This is a genomic window from Stenotrophomonas maltophilia (assembly GCF_047497515.2).
Classification (GTDB): domain Bacteria; phylum Pseudomonadota; class Gammaproteobacteria; order Xanthomonadales; family Xanthomonadaceae; genus Stenotrophomonas.
Genome location: NZ_JAXAXL020000022.1, coordinates 12,556 through 32,332 on the forward strand (window position 1 = coordinate 12,556; position 19,777 = coordinate 32,332).

At 67.0% G+C, this 19,777-nt stretch carries 24 protein-coding genes; 17 read left to right on the forward strand and 7 right to left on the reverse strand.

The features are described from left to right. Positions 1-81: 81 nt before the first annotated feature. Positions 82-957, reverse strand: a complete 876-nt coding sequence (gene ygfZ / locus ACMZPQ_RS20670) for a CAF17-like 4Fe-4S cluster assembly/insertion protein YgfZ (RefSeq protein WP_197582468.1) — start codon at positions 955-957, stop codon at positions 82-84. A gap of 39 nt (positions 958-996) precedes the next feature. Between ygfZ and ACMZPQ_RS20675 the strand changes: the two genes are divergently transcribed. The 10 genes from ACMZPQ_RS20675 to ACMZPQ_RS20720 all read left to right on the forward strand — a co-directional run bounded on the left by ACMZPQ_RS20675 (position 997) and on the right by ACMZPQ_RS20720 (position 7,923). After that, positions 997-1,167: a DUF1674 domain-containing protein gene (locus ACMZPQ_RS20675; RefSeq protein ID WP_197582469.1), complete on the forward strand. Its 171-nt coding sequence runs from the start codon at positions 997-999 to the stop codon at positions 1,165-1,167. Positions 1,168-1,223: 56 nt separating this feature from the next. Then, the gene (sdhC, locus tag ACMZPQ_RS20680) at positions 1,224-1,616 is read left to right on the forward strand and encodes a succinate dehydrogenase, cytochrome b556 subunit (RefSeq protein ID WP_005409076.1); all 393 of its coding nucleotides are present in this window, start codon (positions 1,224-1,226) and stop codon (positions 1,614-1,616) included. Continuing rightward, complete coding sequence (gene sdhD, locus ACMZPQ_RS20685) at positions 1,613-1,999, forward strand: succinate dehydrogenase, hydrophobic membrane anchor protein (RefSeq protein WP_006432981.1); 387 nt, start codon at positions 1,613-1,615, stop codon at positions 1,997-1,999. Before sdhC ends, sdhD begins: the two co-directional genes overlap by 4 nt. 31 nt (positions 2,000-2,030) lie before the next feature. After that, positions 2,031-3,821 carry a succinate dehydrogenase flavoprotein subunit gene (sdhA, locus tag ACMZPQ_RS20690; RefSeq protein WP_197582470.1) on the forward strand — a complete coding sequence of 597 codons (1,791 nt, stop codon included), beginning with the start codon at positions 2,031-2,033 and terminating at the stop codon, positions 3,819-3,821. Between the two features lie 66 nt (positions 3,822-3,887). Further along, entirely contained in the window at positions 3,888-4,673 is a 786-nt protein-coding gene (locus ACMZPQ_RS20695; RefSeq protein WP_005409079.1) for a succinate dehydrogenase iron-sulfur subunit, read from the forward strand. Between the two features lie 73 nt (positions 4,674-4,746). Next, positions 4,747-4,995, forward strand: a complete 249-nt coding sequence (locus ACMZPQ_RS20700) for an FAD assembly factor SdhE (RefSeq protein ID WP_005409080.1) — start codon at positions 4,747-4,749, stop codon at positions 4,993-4,995. After that, positions 4,946-5,395, forward strand: a complete 450-nt coding sequence (locus ACMZPQ_RS20705; RefSeq protein WP_197582472.1) for a hypothetical protein — start codon at positions 4,946-4,948, stop codon at positions 5,393-5,395. Before ACMZPQ_RS20700 ends, ACMZPQ_RS20705 begins: the two co-directional genes overlap by 50 nt. A 23-nt stretch (positions 5,396-5,418) precedes the next feature. Continuing rightward, entirely contained in the window at positions 5,419-6,660 is a 1,242-nt protein-coding gene (locus ACMZPQ_RS20710; RefSeq protein ID WP_197582473.1) for a lipoprotein-releasing ABC transporter permease subunit, read from the forward strand. After that, complete coding sequence (lolD, locus tag ACMZPQ_RS20715; protein WP_197582475.1) at positions 6,653-7,366, forward strand: lipoprotein-releasing ABC transporter ATP-binding protein LolD; 714 nt, start codon at positions 6,653-6,655, stop codon at positions 7,364-7,366. The genes ACMZPQ_RS20710 and lolD overlap by 8 nt, the downstream gene beginning before the upstream one ends. Positions 7,367-7,473: 107 nt before the next feature. Further along, a complete protein-coding gene (locus tag ACMZPQ_RS20720; RefSeq protein ID WP_197582476.1) occupies positions 7,474-7,923 on the forward strand; it encodes a DUF6491 family protein in 450 nt (149 codons plus the stop codon). A gap of 72 nt (positions 7,924-7,995) precedes the next feature. On the opposite strand, the gene ACMZPQ_RS20725 is transcribed toward ACMZPQ_RS20720, so the two are convergent. The 3 genes from ACMZPQ_RS20725 to ftsY form a co-directional block, all read right to left on the reverse strand. Then, positions 7,996-8,265 (reverse strand): oxidative damage protection protein, encoded by a 270-nt coding sequence (locus ACMZPQ_RS20725; RefSeq protein ID WP_197582477.1) that lies wholly within the window; start codon positions 8,263-8,265, stop codon positions 7,996-7,998. A gap of 5 nt (positions 8,266-8,270) precedes the next feature. Next, complete coding sequence (mutY, locus tag ACMZPQ_RS20730; RefSeq protein WP_197582478.1) at positions 8,271-9,395, reverse strand: A/G-specific adenine glycosylase; 1,125 nt, start codon at positions 9,393-9,395, stop codon at positions 8,271-8,273. 83 nt (positions 9,396-9,478) lie between these two features. Further along, positions 9,479-10,795, reverse strand: coding sequence for a signal recognition particle-docking protein FtsY (gene ftsY / locus ACMZPQ_RS20735; RefSeq protein WP_197582479.1), 1,317 nt, complete (start codon positions 10,793-10,795; stop codon positions 9,479-9,481). Positions 10,796-10,925: 130 nt separating this feature from the next. On the opposite strand from ftsY, the gene ACMZPQ_RS20740 reads away from it, so the two are divergent. After that, the gene (locus tag ACMZPQ_RS20740) at positions 10,926-11,222 is read left to right on the forward strand and encodes a flagellar basal body protein (RefSeq protein WP_197582480.1); all 297 of its coding nucleotides are present in this window, start codon (positions 10,926-10,928) and stop codon (positions 11,220-11,222) included. 89 nt (positions 11,223-11,311) lie between these two features. Here the strand turns inward: ACMZPQ_RS20740 and htpG are convergent, their stop codons facing one another. Then, positions 11,312-13,204: a molecular chaperone HtpG gene (htpG, locus tag ACMZPQ_RS20745; RefSeq protein WP_197582481.1), complete on the reverse strand. Its 1,893-nt coding sequence runs from the start codon at positions 13,202-13,204 to the stop codon at positions 11,312-11,314. Between the two features lie 353 nt (positions 13,205-13,557). Here htpG and rsmD point away from each other — a divergent pair, with 353 nt between their 5' ends. The 6 genes from rsmD to ACMZPQ_RS20775 all read left to right on the forward strand — a co-directional run bounded on the left by rsmD (position 13,558) and on the right by ACMZPQ_RS20775 (position 18,372). Next, positions 13,558-14,136: a 16S rRNA (guanine(966)-N(2))-methyltransferase RsmD gene (rsmD, locus tag ACMZPQ_RS20750; RefSeq protein WP_197582482.1), complete on the forward strand. Its 579-nt coding sequence runs from the start codon at positions 13,558-13,560 to the stop codon at positions 14,134-14,136. Positions 14,137-14,162: 26 nt separating this feature from the next. Next, positions 14,163-14,672, forward strand: a complete 510-nt coding sequence (gene coaD / locus ACMZPQ_RS20755) for a pantetheine-phosphate adenylyltransferase (protein WP_006433094.1) — start codon at positions 14,163-14,165, stop codon at positions 14,670-14,672. Between the two features lie 60 nt (positions 14,673-14,732). Then, positions 14,733-15,224 carry a hypothetical protein gene (locus tag ACMZPQ_RS20760; RefSeq protein ID WP_008267340.1) on the forward strand — a complete coding sequence of 164 codons (492 nt, stop codon included), beginning with the start codon at positions 14,733-14,735 and terminating at the stop codon, positions 15,222-15,224. A gap of 131 nt (positions 15,225-15,355) precedes the next feature. Then, complete coding sequence (locus ACMZPQ_RS20765; RefSeq protein WP_004153175.1) at positions 15,356-15,637, forward strand: YfhL family 4Fe-4S dicluster ferredoxin; 282 nt, start codon at positions 15,356-15,358, stop codon at positions 15,635-15,637. After that, positions 15,634-17,364, forward strand: coding sequence for a gamma-glutamyltransferase (gene ggt, locus ACMZPQ_RS20770; RefSeq protein ID WP_197582483.1), 1,731 nt, complete (start codon positions 15,634-15,636; stop codon positions 17,362-17,364). The genes ACMZPQ_RS20765 and ggt overlap by 4 nt, the downstream gene beginning before the upstream one ends. A 120-nt stretch (positions 17,365-17,484) precedes the next feature. After that, a complete protein-coding gene (locus ACMZPQ_RS20775) occupies positions 17,485-18,372 on the forward strand; it encodes an MBL fold metallo-hydrolase (protein ID WP_197582484.1) in 888 nt (295 codons plus the stop codon). An 83-nt stretch (positions 18,373-18,455) separates the two neighbouring features. On the opposite strand, the gene ACMZPQ_RS20780 is transcribed toward ACMZPQ_RS20775, so the two are convergent. Both ACMZPQ_RS20780 and upp read right to left on the reverse strand, forming a co-directional pair. Continuing rightward, complete coding sequence (locus ACMZPQ_RS20780) at positions 18,456-18,743, reverse strand: PsiF family protein (protein ID WP_197582485.1); 288 nt, start codon at positions 18,741-18,743, stop codon at positions 18,456-18,458. Between the two features lie 214 nt (positions 18,744-18,957). Next, positions 18,958-19,590, reverse strand: a complete 633-nt coding sequence (gene upp / locus ACMZPQ_RS20785) for a uracil phosphoribosyltransferase (RefSeq protein WP_197582490.1) — start codon at positions 19,588-19,590, stop codon at positions 18,958-18,960. Positions 19,591-19,777 lie beyond the last annotated feature (187 nt).

The following is a 19,777-nucleotide window of genomic DNA, read 5'->3' on the forward strand; positions in this document are numbered from 1 at the left end:
GTGGGGGGCACCACGGGGCCCCCCCCACCAGGCTCTGTGTTCAGTAGATCCACGCCATGCGTGGATGAGAGCCCGCCGGATTCAGCGCGCCAATCCGTCCAGCAAGGGCATGCGCTGCGCGACGGCATCGCCGACCTGCAGATCGGCGTCACTGGCCTCCAACGGCAACACCGCCAGCGCCAGGTCGCCGGCCACGCTGGCGATCGTGCCCAGCGCCGCGCCGTCCTGCTGCACGCCATCGCCGGCCTGCGCCGGCGCTGCGGTATGCAGCAGCTGCACCGCGCGCTTGGCCTTGCCGAGGAAGTGGGTGCGGGCGACGATTTCCTGGCCCGGGTAGCAACCCTTCTTCACGCTGTAGCCGTTCAGGCGGTCCAGCCCCAGTTGCTGCGGAGTCCATACCTCGCGCTGGCTTTCCTCAAGCCGGGGCAGGCCGTAGCGCAGATCGGCCTGGCGCCAGGCCAGGGCGAACGCCGCCTCATCGGCCTCGCTGCCGGCGGCGAAGGCGTCGGCAGCGCCGATGCGCAGGGTACGCGGCAGGGCATCGCTGCCCAGGTCCAGTTCCCAGCCGTCACCTGCGGCGTGCGCAATGGCGGCGCCACTGGCGGCCTCGGGCGCGGTGAAGGCGCCGGCCACCGCCAGATCGCTGCGCACCAGCACCTTCACCTTGCGGCGGAACACGAAACGCTGCAGTTGCGACGCAATCGCATCGGCATCGCCATCGGCCAGCACCAGCATCACATGGTCTTCGGCCAGCCGAAGCAGCTGGAACACCGCCAGGGTGCGGCCCTTGGCACTCAGCCAGGCGCTCCACTGCCAGTGCAGCAGGGGCAGGGCAGTGACATCGCTGCTGAACTGGGCGTGGGCGAAAACGGCCGCATCGACACCCTGCAGGCTCAGCAGCTGGTGGCCGGGAAGGCGCGGATATCCGACGAAAGCAGGGGGCAGGTTGTCAGGCACGTGAACGAGGTCTAAAATTTGTGCGTTGCGAGACCGAACATGATAGGCCAAACAACCCCCACTCCCGACGACGAATCTGAAGCCCCGCTGGTCCCCGCGGCACCCGTGCCCGTGGAACCGGAAAAAGCAGAGGAATTCGGCGGCCGCGGCGGACTTGATCCGGTGCGGTATGGCGATTGGGAGAAAAACGGACGCTGCATCGATTTCTGATCAGCATTGAGCCAACGCGGCCGTGTGCCGCCCAGCCGAGACAACGAGCCCAGCGAATGGCGACCAGACAACGCCCACTTTCCCCGCACCTTCAGGTGTATCGCTGGCAGATTCAGATGGCCACCTCGATCCTGCATCGAGCCACTGGCGTCTTTCTGTCTGTTGGTGCCCTCATCATCGCCGCCGGCCTGCTGGCCCTGATGATGGGGCCCGAGTCCTGGAACTGCTTCACCGGCCATGCCGGGGCCTGGTATGGCCGCGTGTTCCTGTTCGCGTGGACATGGTCGTTCGCCTATCACCTGTGCAATGGCATCCGCCATGTGGTGCAGGACTTCGCCATCGGCTTCAGCATCCCCGCTTTCATCCGCAGCAGCTGGCTGTCGGTCACCGGCAGCCTGGTGATCACCCTGCTGGTGTGGGCCTATGTGATGTTCGGAGGTGCCGCGTGAGCAGGTTCCGTACCCCGTTGAAGAGCGTGCGCGGCCTTGGCTCGGCCAAGACCGGCACCGAACACTTCGTGCACCAGCGCCTGACCGCCGCCGCCCTGGTGGTGCTGGGCATCTGGTTCCTGGTCTTCGTGCTGAGCCTGCTGGGTTCGGACTACGCGACCGCCGCCGCCGCCGTGGCCAAGCCGTGGAATGCCGTGCCGCTGATCGGCCTGCTGATCGCCATGTTCTGGCACGCGCAGCTCGGCATGCAGGTCGTGCTGGAAGACTACATCCACGAATCGCTGCTGGCCCTGGTGCTGCAGACCGCGGTGAAGTTCGTCGCCGTGCTCGGCATGATCGTCAGTGTGTTTGCGGTGGGCCGCATCGCCCTCGGCGTTGCCTGAGCCCAGGCACCAACACAGGAATCCAGATTAGATGTCCGCTTACAAGATCACCGAACACAAGTACGACATGGTCGTGGTCGGCGCCGGCGGCGCCGGCCTGCGCGCCACGTTCGGCCTGGCCGCCAAGGGCCTGCAGACCGTGTGCCTGACCAAGGTCTTCCCGACCCGTTCGCACACCGTTGCCGCCCAGGGCGGTATCTCGGCCGCACTCGCCAACATGGGCGAGGACGACTGGCGCTACCACTTCTTCGACACCATCAAGGGTTCGGACTGGCTGGGCGACCAGGACGCCATCGAATACATGTGCCGTGAGGCCATCCCGGCCATCATCGAGCTCGAACACTACGGCGTGCCGTTCTCGCGCACCGCCGAAGGCAAGATCTACCAGCGTCCGTTCGGTGGCATGACCACCAAGTACGGCGAAGGCCCGGCGGCGCAGCGTACCTGCGCGGCGGCCGACCGTACCGGCCACGCGATGCTGCACACGCTGTACCAGCAGTCGCTGAAGCACGACGCGCGCTTCATGATCGAGTACTTCGCGCTCGACCTGATCTTCGATGACGAAGGCGCCTGCCGCGGTGTGCTGGCCTTGGACATGTCCGACGGCACCCTGCACCTGTTCCGCGCCCAGGGCGTGGTGCTGGCCACCGGCGGTTACGGCCGCGCCTACTTCAGCGCCACCTCGGCGCACACCTGCACCGGCGACGGTGGCGGCCTGGCCATGCGTGCCGGCATCGCCATGCAGGACATGGAGTTCGTGCAGTTCCACCCGACCGGCATCTATGGCGCCGGCTGCCTGATCACCGAGGGTGTCCGCGGTGAAGGCGGCATCCTGCGCAACAGCAGCGGCGAGCGCTTCATGGAGCGCTATGCACCGCACTACAAGGACCTGGCCTCGCGCGACGTGGTCAGCCGTTCGATGACCATCGAGATCCGCGAAGGCCGCGGCGTCGGCGAGCACAAGGACCACATCCTGCTCGACCTGACCCACCTCGGCCCGGGCGTGATCGACGACAAGCTGCCGGGTATCGCCGAGAGCGCCCGCATCTTCGCCGGCGTCGACGTGCACAAGCAGCCGATCCCGGTCATCCCGACCGTGCACTACAACATGGGTGGCATCCCGACCAATTACCACGGCGAAGTCGTGCGCAAGGTCGGCGACAACCCCGATGCGGTGGTGCCGGGCCTGTACGCCATCGGCGAAGCGGCCTGCGTGTCCGTGCACGGCGCCAACCGCCTGGGCTCGAACTCGCTGCTGGACCTGGTGGTGTTCGGCCGTGCGGTGGCCAACCGCTGCGCCGAGACCATCAAGCCGGGCGCATCGCACAAGCCGCTGGCCGCTGATGCCTGCGACAAGGCGCTGGGCCTGCTGGACAAGCTGCGCCACGCCAACGGCGATACCCCGACCTCGGTCATCCGCGATCGCATGCAGCGCACCATGCAGGCCGACGCGGCGGTCTTCCGCACCAGCCAGACGCTGAAGGAAGGCTGCGAGAAGATGGACAAGATCTTCGACTCGTTCCAGGACGTGAAGGTCTCCGACCGTTCGCTGGTGTGGAACTCGGACCTGATCGAAACCTACGAGCTGAACAACCTGCTGCTCAACGCGGTGGCGACGATCAACTCGGCCGAACAGCGCAAGGAAAGCCGCGGCGCGCATGCGCACGAGGACTTCCCGGACCGCGACGACGTCAACTGGCAGAAGCACACCCTGGTCAGCGTCGACGAGAAGGGCAAGTGCAGCTTCGACTACCGTCCGGTGCACATGTACACGTTGACCGATGACGTGTCCGTGGTGCCGCCGAAGCCGCGCGTGTACTGATCCGACCCCGCCTACCATGCAATCCGCGCCCACGGGCGCGGGCCGCCTGAGCCAACGAGAGCAGCCATGGCCGAGTTTTCACTCCCCAAGAATTCCAAGATCACGAAGGGCAAGCACTTCCCCGTCAAGAACGGCGGCAAGAACGTGCGCACCTTCAAGATCTACCGCTGGAGTCCGGACGACGACAGCAACCCGCGCACCGACACCTATGAAGTCGATCTGGACGCCTGTGGCCCGATGGTCCTGGACGCCCTGATCAAGATCAAGAACGAGATCGACCCGACCCTGACCTTCCGCCGCTCCTGCCGCGAAGGTATCTGTGGTTCGTGCGCGATGAACATCGACGGCACCAACACCCTGGCCTGCACCCGAGCCATCTCGGACTGCGGCAAGAAGGAAGTGCCGATCTACCCGCTGCCGCACATGAACGTGGTCAAGGATCTGGTTCCGGACCTGACCCACTTCTATGCGCAGTACGCCTCGATCAAGCCGTGGATCCGCACCCAGACGCCGGCACCGCCGGACCGCGAGCGCCTGCAGTCGCCGGAAGACCGCAAGAAGCTGGACGGCCTGTACGAGTGCATCCTGTGCGCCTGCTGCTCGACCAGCTGCCCGAGCTACTGGTGGAACGGCGAGCGTTACCTGGGCCCGGCGATCCTGCTGCAGGCCTACCGCTGGATCATCGACTCGCGCGATGAGGACACCGGCGCGCGCCTGGACGATCTGGAAGATCCGTTCAAGCTGTACCGCTGCCACACCATCATGAACTGCGCCCGGACCTGCCCGAAGGGCCTGAACCCGGCGCTGGCGATCGCTGAGATCAAGAAGCTGATGATGGAACGCCGCGCCTGATACGGTGCCGGGTGGTTGCATGACCCCAGCAGAGCCACGCCATGCGTGGCTTTGCTGTATCTGGAGAAGCACGATGGAAGAAGATGTTCTGCTGAAGAAGCTGCGCTGGCGTTGCCGCCGCGGCATGCGCGAACTGGACCAGTTGTTCGGCCGTTACCTGGACCACGAATGGAGCACTGCGCCGACCGAAGAGCGCGAGGTTTTCCTGTTCCTGCTCGATTGCGAGGACGATAAGTTGTGGCGCTGGTTCATGGGCTATGAGGCCTGCCCGCATGCGCACGCGATCCCTCTCATGCAGAAGATCCTCGCCCTCAAGCCTTGAGTGGCGTCCCTCGCGGCTGCAGGCCGCCGCCCAGCTGGCGGTGCTGCTGGCCGCGCCCTGGCTGCTGCGCGCCTCGGAGCTGCCGCCACGCCTGCTGATGCCCGCCGTGCTGCTGGCCTGGGGCGTTGGCCTGGCCGAGCTGGCCTGGCGGCTGCGCAGGCCGCGCCTGCGGGTGCGGCTGCCGCTGCTTCCCGAGCCGCTGCAGGTGGCCGGGCAGGACATCGAGGGGCCACGGCTGGTGGTGCGTGGTGCCTGGCTGTTGTTGTCCTGGTGTGAGGGCCGACGCCGCCGGCACCTGTTGTTCTGGCCGGATGTGCTCGATTCCGGGCAGCGACGTGAACTGCGACTGGCCGTGGCCGCACGTGCCGTTTCCCGTCGGCCGCGTACGATGGCACCATAAGCTGAATTGACTGGCGTGCCTGCATGTTCAAACCCATCCCCGTGGCGATCGGCCTGCGCTATCTGCGCGCCAAGCGCCGCAACGGCTTCATCTCCTTCATCTCGATGGCATCGATCCTGGGCATCGCGCTCGGTGTCACGGTGCTGATCACCACCCTGGCGGTCATGAGCGGTTTCCAGAAGGAAATCCGCAGCCGCCTGCTGCAGATGACCGCGCATACCACCATCAGCCGCGATGGCGAGCCGATGGCGGACTGGATGCGTGTGGTCGACATCGCCAGCAAGGACCCGCGCGTGGCCGGTGCCGCGCCGTACATCGAGATCCAGTCGATGATCAGCGGCCCGCGCGTACAGGGTGCGATCATCCAGGGCATCGATCCGGCGCTGGAGCCGAAGGTATCGGTGATCGACAAGAAGGTCACCAAGGGCAGCTACGACAGCCTCAAGCCGGGCAGCTTCAACCTGCTGCTGGGCAAGGAGCTGGCGATCTGGCTGGGCGTGGACGTCGGCGACCAGGTGCTGGTGACCTTCGCCGAAGTGCAGGGCACGCCTGCCGGCGCCGTGCCGCGGATGAAACGCTTCACCGTCAGCGGCATCTTCGAGGCCGGCTACAACGAGGTCGACCGTGGCGTCGGCTTCGCCAACATGCAGGACCTCGAACGCGTGCTGCGCAGCGACGGCGCCACCGGCGTACGGCTGAAGCTGCACGACATGGACCGCTCGCTGGAGGTGGGCGTGGACCTGGCGCAGAACCTCGGCGGTGCCTACCGCGTGAGTGACTGGACCCAGCAGAACGCCAACCTTTACCACTCGCTGCGCATGGAGAAGGTGGTGATGGGCATCCTGCTGTCGCTGATCATCGCCATGGGTGCGTTCAACCTGGTCTCCTCGCAGGTGATGCTGGTGACCGACAAGCAGGCCGATATCGCGATCCTGCGCACGCTGGGCCTGACCCCGGGCGGGGTGATGCAGGTCTTCATGGTGCAGGGCTCGCTGATCGGCATCTTCGGCACGCTGGCCGGCCTGATCGGTGGCATTACCCTCACCCTCAACCTGGAACGCATCCTCGGTGCCATCGAGGCGGTATTCAACGTCAAGCTGATGCCGGAGGACGTGTACTACATCACCGGCCTGCCGACCGACATGCAGACCGGCGATGTGGTGGCGATCACCGTGGTTGCGCTGCTGATGAGCTTCGTGGCCACCCTGTATCCCGCCTGGCGGGCAGCACGCACCCAGCCGGCGGAGGCCCTGCGCTATGAATAAGGTCTTCAACCGTGGCGATGAAGTGATCCGTGCCGAACACCTCGGCAAGATCTACGCCGAGGGACGCATGCAGACCCCGGTGTTCGATGGCCTGGGCCTGACCGTGACCGCTGGCGAGACGGTGGCGATCATTGGCGCCTCTGGCGCCGGCAAGAGCACGCTGCTGCACCTGCTCGGTGGTCTGGATACGCCTTCCGCGGGCGAGGTCTATGTGACCGGCCAGCGCATGTCCGCACTGTCGGACACCGCGCGCGGCCTGCTGCGCAACCAGGCGCTGGGCTTCGTCTACCAGTTCCATCACCTGCTGCCGGAATTCACCGCGCTGGAAAACGTGATGATGCCGGTGTTGCTGGCCGGCACCGCCGTGGCCGAGGCGAGCAGCCGGGCCACCGTGCTGCTGGAAGCGGTGGGCCTGGGCCACCGCCTGGACCACAAGCCGGGCGAGCTGTCTGGTGGCGAGCGCCAACGTGCCGCCGTGGCACGTGCCCTGGTCAACCATCCGGCCTGCGTGCTCGGCGATGAACCGACCGGCAACCTGGATGACCGCACCGCCGCCACCGTGTTCGAGTTGATGCTGGAACTCAACCGCGCCCGCCACACCAGCCTGGTGCTGGTCACCCACGACCGCAGCCTGGCCCGTCGCCTGGACCGGGTGCTGGAGCTGCGCGAAGGGCGCCTGCACGCACTCGCCCACGCCGACGTCTGAGCGGCCGGCAACGGCTGCCTCCTGGCGCCTGAACAGGGGCGCCGTTCATCGCGCCCGCCACACGTTGGCGGGCGCATGATCACTGCCGGTTCCCCGAGGAGATCGCCATGAAGACCCCGCTTCTGCTGGCCGGCCTCTGTCTGGCCCTGGCCGCCTGTGCCACCACCGGCCGGCTCAGCAGCACCGAAAAACTGGACTTGTACCGCGCCCATGCCGGTGCGCCGCAGAACGACATGCAGTTCTTCGGCAGCCTCAATGGCTGGACCGAACTGGGTGACAGCGCGCTGGCGGTGTGGACCCGGCCCAGCGAGGCCTACCTGCTGGAGTTGAGAGGCCCGTGCCAGGACTTGCCGTACGCCACCGCCATCGGCCTGACCAGCCAGATGGGCCGTGTGTCGTCACGGTTCGACAAGGTGCTGGTGCGTGATCCCACCGGCGGCCCGCGCATGCCGTGCTTCATCGACAGCATCCGCAAGCTGGACGTGAAGGCGCTACGCACCTCCGAACAGGAACTTCGCCAGGCGCAGGTGCAGGAACGCGAGGAAGGCACGAAATAGCGGGGGAGTGCCGGTCGCTGGCCGACATCCCGCAGCAGATGCTGCCGGCCAGCGGCCGGCACTGCCTGGGTATCAGGCTTCCGGCGTGAAGCCGGCCGGCTTTTCCGCGTCCTTCTCGAACAGGAACTTGACCAGTTCGCCTTCCAGGAACGCGCGATGCTCGGGCGTGCGCGGCGACAGCCGGTTCTCGTTGATCAGCATGGTCTGGTGGGCCAGCCACGCGGTCCAGGCCTGCTTGCCGATGTGGTTGAAGATGCGCTGGCCCAGCTCGCCCGGGTAGGGCACGAAGTCCAGACCCTCGGCATCGCGTTGTTCGTACTGGCAGAAGACGGTTCGGGGCATGGCACTCACTCGTGGTTGCGGGGTTTCGGTTGTTTTCGTTTCGGCGCCTTGATCGTGGCGCCATCGAGCAGTTTGCGGATCGGCGCGGGCAGGCCCAGCGCGGGCAGTTCGTCGGCGGCGACCCAGCGCAACGTGGGTTCCTCCACGCGCAGGCCGCTAACCTGCCGCGACAATACCTGCAGATGCAGCCGGTAGTGGCTGAAAGTGTGCTGCAGCAGCGGCAGTTCCTCGGCGTCTTCCAGCGAACCGTCGACGTGTGCGTCGAACCAGTCCTGCAGGTCGCTGCCGGCCTCGGCCTGCGGCAGGGTCCACAGCTGCGCCCAGATGCCGGTGTCCGGCCGCTTCTGCAGCAGCACGCGCTGCTGGGCATCGCGCAGCAGCAGGGCCACCGCTTCGCGCTCGGGCAGCGTCTTGCTCGGCTTGGGCGTGGGCAGTTCGCTGGTGCGGCCTTCGCGGCGTGCCACGCAGTCGTCCTGCAGCGGGCAGATCACGCAGGCCGGTTTCGCGCGGCTGCAGACGGTCGCGCCCAGGTCCATCTGCGCCTGGGTGTAGTCGGCCATGCGTCCGGCCGGCACCTGCGCCACATGCGCCTCGGCGATCACCCACAGCTGCCTCTCGATGGCCGGCAGGCCGGGAAAGCCGTCGATGCCGTGGTAGCGGCTGAGCACGCGCTTGACGTTGCCGTCGAGGATCGCGAACGGGTCGTTCCAGGCCTGGCTGAGGATCGCGCCAGCGGTGCTGCGGCCGATGCCGGGCAGGGCGTGCAGTGCATCGAAATCGCGCGGCAGGTCGCCGTCGTGCACTTCCACGCAGCGCTTGGCGGCGGCGTGCAGGTTGCGTGCGCGGGCGTAGTAGCCGAGCCCGGCCCACTGTGCCATCACCGCGTCGTTGCTGGCCGCGGCGAGGACGGGAAGGGTGGGGAAGTGCTGCAGGAACCGCAGGAAATACGGGATGACCGTGGCCACCTGGGTCTGCTGCAGCATGATCTCCGACAGCCAGACCCGGTACGGGCTGCGCGGGTGCTGCCAGGGCAGGTCGTGGCGGCCGTGGTCGTCGAACCAGTGCAGCAGGCGGGCAACGAAGCCGTCTTCCTGGGCAGTGTCGGCGCTGGCGTGCGGCTGGCGGGGCATCGGTGTTCCGGAGGTGGGCAGCCACCCGCGGGGTGGCTCTACCGGTTTCAGTAGAGCCACGCCATGCGTGGCTGCACGGTGTATCAGGCGCCCAGCGCTTCAGGCAGCAGGGCGTCGACGAAGGCTTCCGGATCGAACACGCGCAGGTCTTCCGGGCGCTCGCCGATGCCGGCGAAGCGGATCGGAATACCGAACTCGCGGGCCAGTGCGAACACAACGCCGCCCTTGGCGGTGCCGTCCAGCTTGGTCACCACCAGGCCGGTCACGTTCACTGCGGCATTGAACTGCCGCAGCTGCGACAGCGCGTTCTGGCCGGTGGTGCCATCGATCACCATCAGTACTTCGTGCGGGGCGGTGGGGTCGATCTTGCCGAGCACGCGGCGGATCTTGCCCAGTTCGTTCATCAGCCCCGACTGGGTGTGCAGGCGGCCAGCGGTGTCGGCGATCAGCACCGAGGTGCCGCGGGCCTTGCCGGCCTGCAGTGCATCGAATGCCACCGAGGCGGCATCGGCGTTCTGGCCCTGCGCGACCACGGCCACGCCGTTGCGCTCGCCCCAGGCCTGCAGCTGGGCCACGGCGGCGGCGCGGAAGGTATCGCCGGCGGCCAGCATCAGGCTGTGGCCGTCGTCCTTGAAGCGCTTGGCCAGCTTGCCGATGGTGGTGGTCTTGCCGACGCCGTTGACGCCGACGGTGAGCACCACGAAGGGCTTGGCAGTGCGATCGATCACCAGCGGTTTGGCCACCGGCTGCAGGATCGCGATCAGTTCGCTGCGCAGCGCGGCCAGCAGCGCATTGGCGTCGGCGAACTCGCGCGACTTCATGCGCTTGCGCAGGCCTTCGACCAGGTCGGTGGTGGCACCCACGCCGACATCGGCGGTGATCAGTGCGGTTTCCAGCTCGTCCAGCAGGTCGTCATCAAGCTTGGGGTTGCGCGAGAACAGGCCACCAAAGCTGCGTGCGATGACGCTGTTGCGCAGGCGTTCGCGCCAGCCGGGCTTGCCGGCCGCAGCCGGGGCGGCGTCGACCAGCACCGGCAGATCAGCGGCGGGCGCAGCCGGTGCTTCGGCCGGGGTGACCGGCGCCAGCGGTGCGAGCACGGCCGCAGCGGCCAGGGCTTCGGCTTCGAAGTCCTCCGCGGCAATGACACGTTCCGCAGCCGGCGGAGCCGGTGCGGCGGCGTCCGGCGCTGCGGGCACTGCGACGGGCGCAGGTGCAGGCGTCGGCGCGTGCGTGGCAGCCTCGGGCGTGTCCGGCGCGGCTAGCGGAGCAGCTGCGGCCTCTTCGAGCGGGGCAGCGGACGGGAATGCCGCCGCCAGCTCTTCAGCCGAGTAGTGCTGGGTCTTGGGTGCCTCCGTTGCGGGGGCATCCTGGGGCTTCTTGCGGCGGAAAAAACTGAGCATTGGCAAAAGGCGCTGAAATCAGAGGGATATGCTACCACTCGGGCCTGTCGGGCCGATGTGGACTCAAGGACGCGGCCTGCCGGCCGATAACCGGTCCGGAGGGCTGCGCAGGGTGGCCCGGAGACCGCCGATGAACGTGATGGAGACTGCGCTGTCCGGCATGCGTGCGGCCCAGCAGGGTGTGCAGGTCGCCGCACATAATGTGGCCAACCTCGCCACCCCGGAGGCCCAGCGCCTGCAGCTGCAGCGCGGTGCGGCGGAGCAGGGCGGGGTGCAGACCGCAGTGACCACGACCGGCATCGATTCCGGCGTGCCGCTGGGCGACCTGCTGGCGGCGAAGGCCGAGGTGGTGGCCTTCGCGGCCAACGCCACGGTGATCCGCCGCCAGGACCAGATGCTGGGCTCGCTGCTGGACCGCGACGCCTGAGCCGCCCCTCCCGGTGGTTGCCAACCTTGGTTGGCACGCTCGACTCGCCCCGGTAGGTGCCAACCTTGGTTGGCACGCTTTTCTGTCGGTCAGGCCGACAGCTCCAGCAGCAGCTTGTTCAGGCGCGCCACATAGGCACCGGGGTCCTTAAGGCTGTCACCGGCGGCCAGTGCGGCCTGGTCGAACAGCACGCGACCGAGGTCGTCGAAGCGCGCGCCATCGGCTTCGGCATCCAGCTTGGCGATCAGCGGGTGGCCCGGGTTGATCTCCAGCACCGGCTTGCTGTCCGGCACCTTCTGCCCGCTGGCTTCCAGGATCTGGCGCATCTGCAGGCCCAGGTCCTGTTCGCCGATGGCCAGCACCGCCGGCGAATCGGTCAGGCGATGCGACACGCGCACTTCGGCCACATCATCGCCCAGCACCGTCTTCAGGCGCTCCACCAGGCCCTGCTTGTCCTTGGCCGCCGCTTCCTGCTCCTGCTTGTCCGCTTCGGTTTCCAGCGCGCCCAGGTCGAGGTCGCCACGGGCGATATCGACGAAGCCCTTGCCGTCGAAATCGGTCAGGTAGCCCATCAGCCACTCGTCGATGCGGTCGGTCAGCAGCAGCACTTCCACGCCCTTCTTGCGGAACACTTCCAGGTGCGGGCTGTTGCGGACCTGGCTGTAGCTCTCGCCGGTCAGGTAGTAGATCTTGTCCTGGCCTTCGGTCATGCGGCCGAGGTAGTCGGCCAGCGACACGCTCTGCGCGTCGCCGTCGCCACGGGTGGAGGCGAAGCGCAGCAGGCCGGCCACCTTCTCGCGGTTGTTGTAGTCCTCGGCCGGGCCTTCCTTCAGCACCTGGCCGAATTCCTTCCAGAACGTGGCGTACTGCTCGGGCTTGTCGGCGGCCAGCTTTTCCAGCATGTCCAGCGAGCGCTTGGTCAGCGCGGCCTTCATCGAATCGATGACCGGGCCGGACTGCAGGATCTCGCGCGAGACGTTCAGCGACAGGTCGTTGGAATCGACCACGCCCTTGATGAAGCGCAGGTACAGCGGCAGGAACTGCTCGGCCTGGTCCATCACGAACACGCGCTGCACGTACAGCTTCAGGCCCTTGGGCGCATCGCGGTGGTACAGGTCGAACGGCGCGCGGCCGGGCACGTACAGCAGCGAGGTGTACTCCAGCTTGCCTTCGACCTTGTTATGGCTCCACGCCAGCGGATCGCTGTGGTCGTGCGCCACGTGCTTGTAGAACTCGGTGTACTCGGCATCGCTGACTTCGGTGCGCGGGCGGGTCCACAGCGCGCTGGCGCGGTTGACGGTTTCCCATTCGACTACAGCACCTTCGTCGCCCCCTTCCTTCGGCATCTGGATCGGCAGGCCGATGTGGTCCGAGTACTTCTTGAGGATGCTGCGCAGGCGCCAGCCGTCGGCGAAGTCGTGCTCGCCGTCCTTCAGGTGCAGCACGATGCGGGTGCCGCGCTCGGCCTTGTCGACGGTAGCGACGTCGAAGTCACCCTCGCCGCGCGAGCTCCAGCGCACGCCTTCGCCGGCAGCCAGGCCGGCGCGGCGCGAGGTGACTTCCACTTCATCGGCGACGATGAAGGCGCTGTAGAAGCCGACGCCGAACTGGCCGATCAGCTGCGAATCCTTCTTCTGGTCGCCGGACAGCTGGCGCAGGAAGTCACCGGTGCCGGACTTGGCGATGGTGCCGAGGTGGGCGATGGCTTCGGCGCGGCTCATGCCGATGCCGTTGTCTTCGATGGTGATGGTGTGGGCGGCGGGGTCGAAGCTGACGCGCACGCGCAGTTCGCCGTCGCCTTCCAGCAGGGCCGGCTGGGTCAGGGCCTCGAAGCGCAGCTTGTCGGCGGCGTCGGCGGCGTTGGAGACCAGCTCGCGGAGGAAGATTTCCTTGTTGGAGTACAGCGAGTGGATCATCAGCTGCAGCAGCTGCTTGACCTCGGTCTGGAAGCCAAGGGTTTCGGTCTGGGGGGTCTCGGTCATCGATAAGGCTCCATGTGCAATGCCGCGCCAGCGCGTGCGGCCTCGCCAAGGGGTATGGCTGATTGTCCCGAAATCAAGGGGGTTGGTCGGCAGGGCTGCGCCCTGCACCCACGGCGGTAGTGCCGTGGGTGCCCGGCAACCAGTAGATCCACGCCATGCGTGGATGAGATCCCTCAGATCTCGAAATCCCAACCAGGGTCAGATATCGCATGACATCCATCCACGTATGGCGTGGATCTACTGACGTTGCCTTCAGTCGAGCAGGCTCGACGCTACCGGGTGCCGGGGCAGCCCGGCCGAACTACAATCCCCTTCATGCTGAATTTCTCGAACAACCCCCGCCGGGGGCGCCGGTGAGCGGCCGTGGTGGCAATGACGGCCAGGTCCGCATCATCGGTGGACGCTGGCGCAATACCCGCCTGCCGGTGCCGACCCTGCCGGGCCTGCGGCCGAGCAGCGACCGCGTGCGCGAAACGCTGTTCAACTGGCTGATGCCCCGGTTGGGCGGGGCGCGGGTGCTCGACCTGTTCGCCGGCAGCGGCGCGCTGGGCCTGGAGGCCGTCTCGCGCGGCGCCGCCCACGCCACCCTGGTCGAGCGCGATGCCCAGCTCGGGCGCAACCTGTCCGCCGCTGTCGCCAAGCTGCAGGCCGCCGACCAGGTCACCGTGGTCCAGGCCGATGCCCTGCGTTGGCTGCAGAGCGCCCCGGCGCTGCAGGCCGACCTGGTGTTCATCGACCCGCCGTTCGCCGATGGCCTGTGGCAGGACGTGCTGGCCCAGCTGCCACGGCACCTGGCCGCCGATGCCTGGCTATACCTGGAATCGCCGGCAGGCCACATCCCGGCGCTGCCGGCGGAATGGCTGCTGCACCGCGAGGGCGGCACCCGTGAGGTGCGCTTTGCCCTGTACCGCCGCGCCACTGCTACACTTTGACTTCATCTGAACATCTGCATCCGCCCATGACCGTGGCCAACCGCCGCATTGCCGTCTATCCCGGCACGTTCGATCCGATCACCAATGGTCATATCGACCTGGTGAGCCGGGCCGCGCCGTTGTTCGAAAAGGTCGTGGTGGGCGTGGCGCAGAGCCCGTCCAAGGGCCCGGCGCTGCCGCTGGAACAGCGCGTGCAGCTGGCCCGCGGCGCATTGGGCCACCACGGCAATGTCGAGGTCATCGGCTTCGATACGCTGCTGGCCCATTTCGTCCGTTCGGTCCAGGGTGGGGTGCTGCTGCGCGGCCTGCGCGCAGTGTCCGATTTCGAATACGAGTTCCAGATGGCCAGCATGAACCGCCACCTGATTCCCGAGGTCGAGACCCTGTTCCTGACCCCGGCCGAGCAGCACAGCTTCATTTCGTCCTCGCTGGTCCGCGAGATCGCGCGTCTGGGCGGTGACGTGTCCGGTTTCGTGCCGGCCGCGGTGCTCGAAGCCCTGCGCAAGGTCCGCGAAGCGAAGTCGGCACAGTCGTAAGCCCCGCTGTACCCGCACCCCATTACGTACACCACCACGCACCATTCCGGGAGGAAACCCATGAACACCACCATGCGCGCGATGCTGATCGCCTCGTTGGCCCTGGCCTTCACCGCCTGCAAGAAGGAAGAGGCCGCTCCGGTCGACGAAGCCAAGCAGGCGCTGGTCGCGCCGGCCAAGGATGACGATGCAGGCTGGAAGAAGTACCTGCAGGAAGTGGCCATCCAGAACATGGGCAACATCACCAACAGCCCGTTCCTGTACTACCTCTCGCCGGAATCGGACCCGGACTTCCAGGCCAAGTACGAGCGCCAGACCGAGAGCGCGACCCAGGCCGTGGCCCGTGGCGTGCAGCCGGGCAACATGCTGGCCTTCGGTTCGTCGGCCTCGGGCAAGATGGCTGACATGATCCAGGCCGTGTTCAAGGACGTGGGGCCGGATTCGATGAAGGGCGTGCGCGTCGTCTTCATCGGCCAGTCGGCCGACAACGCCCGCGTGCAGGCTGCGATCCAGCCGACCGGTGCCGAGTACATTTTCGTCGAAGCCAAGTAAGACCGAGCCATGGCGGCCATGCTCCGGCATGGCCCGGGCGGCGCTCCGCAAGGGCGCCGCTGATGACCTGACCGGCCCGCGCGCACGCGCTGGCCGGTCCTTGTCCCAAGGCGCGGGCGAGGAGTATCGCCATGTCGCTGAAAATCAACGAGCTCTGCGTCAACTGCGACGTATGCGAGCCGGCCTGCCCGAACCAGGCCATTGCGATGGGTGAAACCATCTACGTGATCGACCCTGCGCGCTGCACCGAATGCGTGGGTCATTTCGACGAACCACAATGCGTGGTCGTCTGCCCGGTCGAATGCATCGACCCGGATCCGGAGATCGTGGAAACCGAAGACCAGCTGCTGGCCAAGCTGCGCCAGCTGCAGCACGATCACCCCGAACTCTATGCGGAGCCCCCATCCGAATGAAGACGCTGATTGTCCGCCCCCTGCTGCTGCTCGGCCTGCTGCTGAGCCCGATGGCCTGGGCCGACAGCCCGGCCCGTGCCGAGCGCCCCGAGGGTGCCGCCATTGCCAGTGGCCATGCGCTGGCCACCCAGGCCGGCATCGACATCCTGGCGCAGGGCGGCAATGCCTTCGACGCCGCGGTGGCGGTGTCGTCCACGCTGGCGGTGGTCGAACCGATCAGTTCGGGGCTGGGCGGCGGTGGCTTCTTCCTGCTGCACGACGCGTCCACCGGCAAGGATGTGATGCTGGACGCGCGCGAGACTGCACCGGCTGCGGCAACGCCCCAGGCGTTCCTTGACAAGCAGGGCAACCTCGACCGTGACCGCTCGGTCAACGGCGCCTGGTCGGCCGGTATTCCGGGCCTGCCTGCGGCGCTGGTCGAACTGTCGGCCAAGCATGGCAAGCTGCCGCTGTCGGCGTCGCTGCAGCCGGCCATCCGCATCGCGCGCGAAGGCTTCCCGGTGTACGACCGCATGGCCAAGGGCTATGCCTCGCGCCGTGAAGTGATGGAGCGCTTCCCCGGCACCCGCGAGGTCTACCTGCGCAACGGCAAGCCGATTGCCACCGGCGACCTGTTCAAGCAGCCGGAACTGGCACAGACGCTGGAACGCCTGGCCGCCGGTGGCTTCGACGGCTTCTACAAGGGCCAGACCGGCAAACTGCTGCTGGAAGGCGTGAAGCAGGCGGGCGGCAAATGGACCGCCGAGGAACTGGCCGGATACCGCGTGAAGCAGCGCGAACCGATCGTCTTCAACTACAACGGCTGGAAGATCACCACCGCGCCGCCTCCGTCGTCGGGTGGCATCGCGCTGGCCAGCATGCTGCAGATCCTGGAAGGCTGGGACATCAAGAAGATGGACCCGGCCCACCGCACCCACCTGGTGGTGGAGTCGATGCGCCGCGCCTACCGTGACCGCACCTTCTTCCTCGGCGATCCGGACTTCGTGCAGATCCCGCAGAAGGTGCTGACCAGCAAGGATTACGCGCAGGGCCTGCGGGCCACCATCCATCCGGAGAAAGCCACGCCCAGCGACCTGCTGTCGGGCAATCCGACGCCGCTGGAAGATGACGAGACCACCCATTTCTCGATCATCGACCGCGACGGCAACCGCGTCGGCGCCACCCAGACCGTCAACCTGCTGTACGGCTCGGGGCTTATCCCGAAGGGCACCGGCGTGCTGCTGAACAACGAGATGGACGACTTCGCGCTGAAGCCGGGCACGCCCAACGCGTTCGGCGTGATGGGCTACGAGGCCAACGCGCCGAAGCCGGGCAAGCGCATGCTCAGCTCGATGACGCCGACCTTCATGGAGAACGCCGACAAGGTGGTGGTGCTGGGCACCCCGGGTGGCAGCCGCATCATCACCATGGTGCTGCTGGGCATCCTCGGCTACGACGCCGGCCTGGATGCGCAGCAGGTGGCTGCGTTGCCGCGCTATCACCACCAGTGGCTGCCGGACCTGATCGAAGCCGAGGACGATGCGTTCGACGCCGATACCGTAAAGCAGCTGCAGGCGATGGGCCACAGGATCGACCTGCCGGGCGATGTCGCCGCCGGTGGCCGCGGCTCCAGTCACGTCTGGGGCAACCTGCAGACCGTGGAATGGGACCGCAAGGCCAACACGCTGTTTGGAGGCAGTGACCCGCGCAACCCGGTGGGCAGCGCCCAGGTTGTGCCGGCGCGCTGATCCGGTCGTGCCGGCCGCGGGCCGGCAATCCGCTGGATCATCGAAACCCCGCCCGCAACGGCGGGGTTTTCCATTTCCTTTCTAGCGATTATTTAACGAGCCGGCGCCGATAATCGACACATGAAACTCTGGTCTATTCGTGGAAACTCGCAGCGCCTCGATGGCGGCGCGATGTTTGGCAACGCGCCGCGCGCGTTATGGGAAAAATGGGCGGCGCCGGATGAGCTCAATCGCATCGAGCTGGCCTGCCGCGCGCTGCTTGCCAGCCCGCTGGAAGGCAAGACGGTACTGTTTGAAACCGGCATCGGTGCGTTCTTCGATCCACGCATGCGCGAACGCTACGGCGTGCAGGAAAGCCAGCACGTGCTGATCGATTCGCTGCGTGAAGCCGGATTCGAGCACGAGGACATCGATGTGGTGGTGCTCAGCCACCTGCACTTCGATCATGCCGGTGGCCTGCTGGCGGCATGGAGCGAAGGGCGCGAGCCCGAGCTGCTGTTCCCCAATGCGACCTATGTGGTGGGCGCACAGCATTGGCAGCGCGCCGTGCAGCCGCACCCGCGGGATCGGGCCAGCTTCATTCCGGAACTGCCGGGCCTGCTGCAGGCCAGCGGCCGCCTGGAAGTGGTGGACGGCGAGTACTCCAGGGCGCTGGGGCGCAGCGTGCGTTTCAGCTTCAGCGATGGTCACACGCCGGGGCTGATGCTGGCCGAGATTGTCGGCCATGCGCATGCCGGCGAGGGCGCGCACGGCGGCGTGGTGTTCTGCGCCGACCTGATACCCGGCCGCTCATGGGTGCACGTGCCGATCACCATGGGTTACGACCGCAACGCCGAGCTGCTGATCGACGAGAAGCGGCAGTTCCTTGAAGACAAGCTGGCGCGCAACGTGCATCTGTTCTTCACCCACGATCCGCAGGTGGCGCTCGCGCAGCTGGGGCGTGATGACAAGGGCCGCTTCGTCACCCTGCACGAGCAGGGTGAACTGAAGGCGCGCGCGTTGGGGTAATGAAAAGGCCGGGCACTGCCCGGCCTTTCACCGATCGGTGGATCCACGCCAGGCGTGGATGCCGGTTCATCCGGACGTGACCGTTACGACGCCTTCAGGCAGCTGCTCATGAAGGTCTTGCGCGCATCACCGGCCAGCTTCTTGGCGCCCGCGTCGGCGTTGCACTTGCGCATGCGTTCCTGCTGCGCATTGGCCGGCTTGGCGTCATGGCCACTGAGGCACGTGCTCTGCGCGGTCTTGTAGGCGTCGCCCTTCAATCCTTTGTTCTTGGCCGAGCAATCGGCCATGCGCTGCTGCTGCGGGGTGGTGGCGTTGGCGGCCAGTGGCAGGCCGACCAGCAGGACGGCGGCCAGCAGGAAAGAGGCTTTCATCGGGGTGCTCCAAGCGGTGGCGGGTGCGCGGAGCATTGGCTTGTGGGCGGCAAGGCCACGTGAAGAAATACCCCACGCGCGACGGCCGTAGACACGGGTTCGACGGCTGGAACAGCGTCATCGGCCACGGGGAGCATTCGCGGCCGGCCTGCAATGCCGTGCCTGGGGTCAGATCCCTTTCGCAGCGAAAGGGCTCTGACCCCGGTTCAGCGAATCAACCGACGCGGGTACCGAAGATGCGGTCGCCGGCATCGCCCAGGCCCGGCAGGATGTAACCCTTGTCGTTGAGCTGGGCATCGATGGCCGCGGTGTAGATCTCCACGTCCGGGTGCACGGCCTTGACCGCGTCGATGCCCTCCGGCGCGGCCACCAGGAAGATGCCCTTGATGCGGCGGGCGCCAGCGCGCTTGAGCATGTCGATGGTGGCGATCAGGGTGCCGCCGGTGGCCAGCATCGGGTCCAGGATCAGCGCATCGCGCTCTTCCAGGCGACCGGTCAGGCGCTCGAAGTAGGGCACGGGCTGCAGGGTTTCCTCATCGCGCTGCAGGCCGACCACGCTGACGCGGGCGGCCGGGATCAGTGACAGCACGCCGCTGAGCATGCCCAGGCCGGCACGCAGGATCGGCACCACGGTGATCTTGGCGCCGGCGATGCGCTGCACGGTGACCGGGCCGGCCCAGCCGGGCAGGGTGTGCGGCTCGGTCTCCAGGTCGGCGGTGGCCTCGTAGGCCAGCAGCGTGCCCAGCTCGTTGGCCAGTTCGCGGAAATCCTTGGTGCTGAGCGCAGCGTTGCGCATCAGGCCGATCTTGTGCTGCACCAGCGGATGGCGCACTTCGACGATCTTCATGGTCGGGAAGGGGAAAAGGAGAGAGGACGCCATTTTGCCGGATCGGTGGGCCGAACCCAAACCCGCGCTTCGCCAAATGTGCAGATCCATGTCATGGCCATGCAACCTTGCGGACATACCGTGCAGACCCATTCTTAACAGGAATGGGGATTCCCAGTGCATATCAAGACTCCGTTGGCCGTTGCCA

What these genes read in the sequence shown, in the direction of transcription:
- ACMZPQ_RS20675 (WP_197582469.1), top strand. Translation starts at nt 997, where the DNA reads ATGATAGGCCAAACAACCCCCACTCCCGACGACGAATCTGAAGCCCCG.
- sdhC (WP_005409076.1), top strand. Translation starts at nt 1,224, where the DNA reads ATGGCGACCAGACAACGCCCACTTTCCCCGCACCTTCAGGTGTATCGC.
- sdhA (WP_197582470.1), top strand. Translation starts at nt 2,031, where the DNA reads ATGTCCGCTTACAAGATCACCGAACACAAGTACGACATGGTCGTGGTC.
- ACMZPQ_RS20695 (WP_005409079.1), top strand. Translation starts at nt 3,888, where the DNA reads ATGGCCGAGTTTTCACTCCCCAAGAATTCCAAGATCACGAAGGGCAAG.
- ACMZPQ_RS20700 (WP_005409080.1), top strand. Translation starts at nt 4,747, where the DNA reads ATGGAAGAAGATGTTCTGCTGAAGAAGCTGCGCTGGCGTTGCCGCCGC.
- ACMZPQ_RS20705 (WP_197582472.1), top strand. Translation starts at nt 4,946, where the DNA reads ATGCGCACGCGATCCCTCTCATGCAGAAGATCCTCGCCCTCAAGCCTT.
- ACMZPQ_RS20710 (WP_197582473.1), top strand. Translation starts at nt 5,419, where the DNA reads ATGTTCAAACCCATCCCCGTGGCGATCGGCCTGCGCTATCTGCGCGCC.
- lolD (WP_197582475.1), top strand. Translation starts at nt 6,653, where the DNA reads ATGAATAAGGTCTTCAACCGTGGCGATGAAGTGATCCGTGCCGAACAC.
- ACMZPQ_RS20720 (WP_197582476.1), top strand. Translation starts at nt 7,474, where the DNA reads ATGAAGACCCCGCTTCTGCTGGCCGGCCTCTGTCTGGCCCTGGCCGCC.
- ACMZPQ_RS20725 (WP_197582477.1), bottom strand. Translation starts at nt 8,265, where the DNA reads ATGCCCCGAACCGTCTTCTGCCAGTACGAACAACGCGATGCCGAGGGT.
- mutY (WP_197582478.1), bottom strand. Translation starts at nt 9,395, where the DNA reads ATGCCCCGCCAGCCGCACGCCAGCGCCGACACTGCCCAGGAAGACGGC.
- ftsY (WP_197582479.1), bottom strand. Translation starts at nt 10,795, where the DNA reads ATGCTCAGTTTTTTCCGCCGCAAGAAGCCCCAGGATGCCCCCGCAACG.
- ACMZPQ_RS20740 (WP_197582480.1), top strand. Translation starts at nt 10,926, where the DNA reads ATGAACGTGATGGAGACTGCGCTGTCCGGCATGCGTGCGGCCCAGCAG.
- htpG (WP_197582481.1), bottom strand. Translation starts at nt 13,204, where the DNA reads ATGACCGAGACCCCCCAGACCGAAACCCTTGGCTTCCAGACCGAGGTC.
- coaD (WP_006433094.1), top strand. Translation starts at nt 14,163, where the DNA reads ATGACCGTGGCCAACCGCCGCATTGCCGTCTATCCCGGCACGTTCGAT.
- ACMZPQ_RS20760 (WP_008267340.1), top strand. Translation starts at nt 14,733, where the DNA reads ATGAACACCACCATGCGCGCGATGCTGATCGCCTCGTTGGCCCTGGCC.
- ACMZPQ_RS20765 (WP_004153175.1), top strand. Translation starts at nt 15,356, where the DNA reads ATGTCGCTGAAAATCAACGAGCTCTGCGTCAACTGCGACGTATGCGAG.
- ggt (WP_197582483.1), top strand. Translation starts at nt 15,634, where the DNA reads ATGAAGACGCTGATTGTCCGCCCCCTGCTGCTGCTCGGCCTGCTGCTG.
- ACMZPQ_RS20775 (WP_197582484.1), top strand. Translation starts at nt 17,485, where the DNA reads ATGAAACTCTGGTCTATTCGTGGAAACTCGCAGCGCCTCGATGGCGGC.
- ACMZPQ_RS20780 (WP_197582485.1), bottom strand. Translation starts at nt 18,743, where the DNA reads ATGAAAGCCTCTTTCCTGCTGGCCGCCGTCCTGCTGGTCGGCCTGCCA.
- upp (WP_197582490.1), bottom strand. Translation starts at nt 19,590, where the DNA reads ATGAAGATCGTCGAAGTGCGCCATCCGCTGGTGCAGCACAAGATCGGC.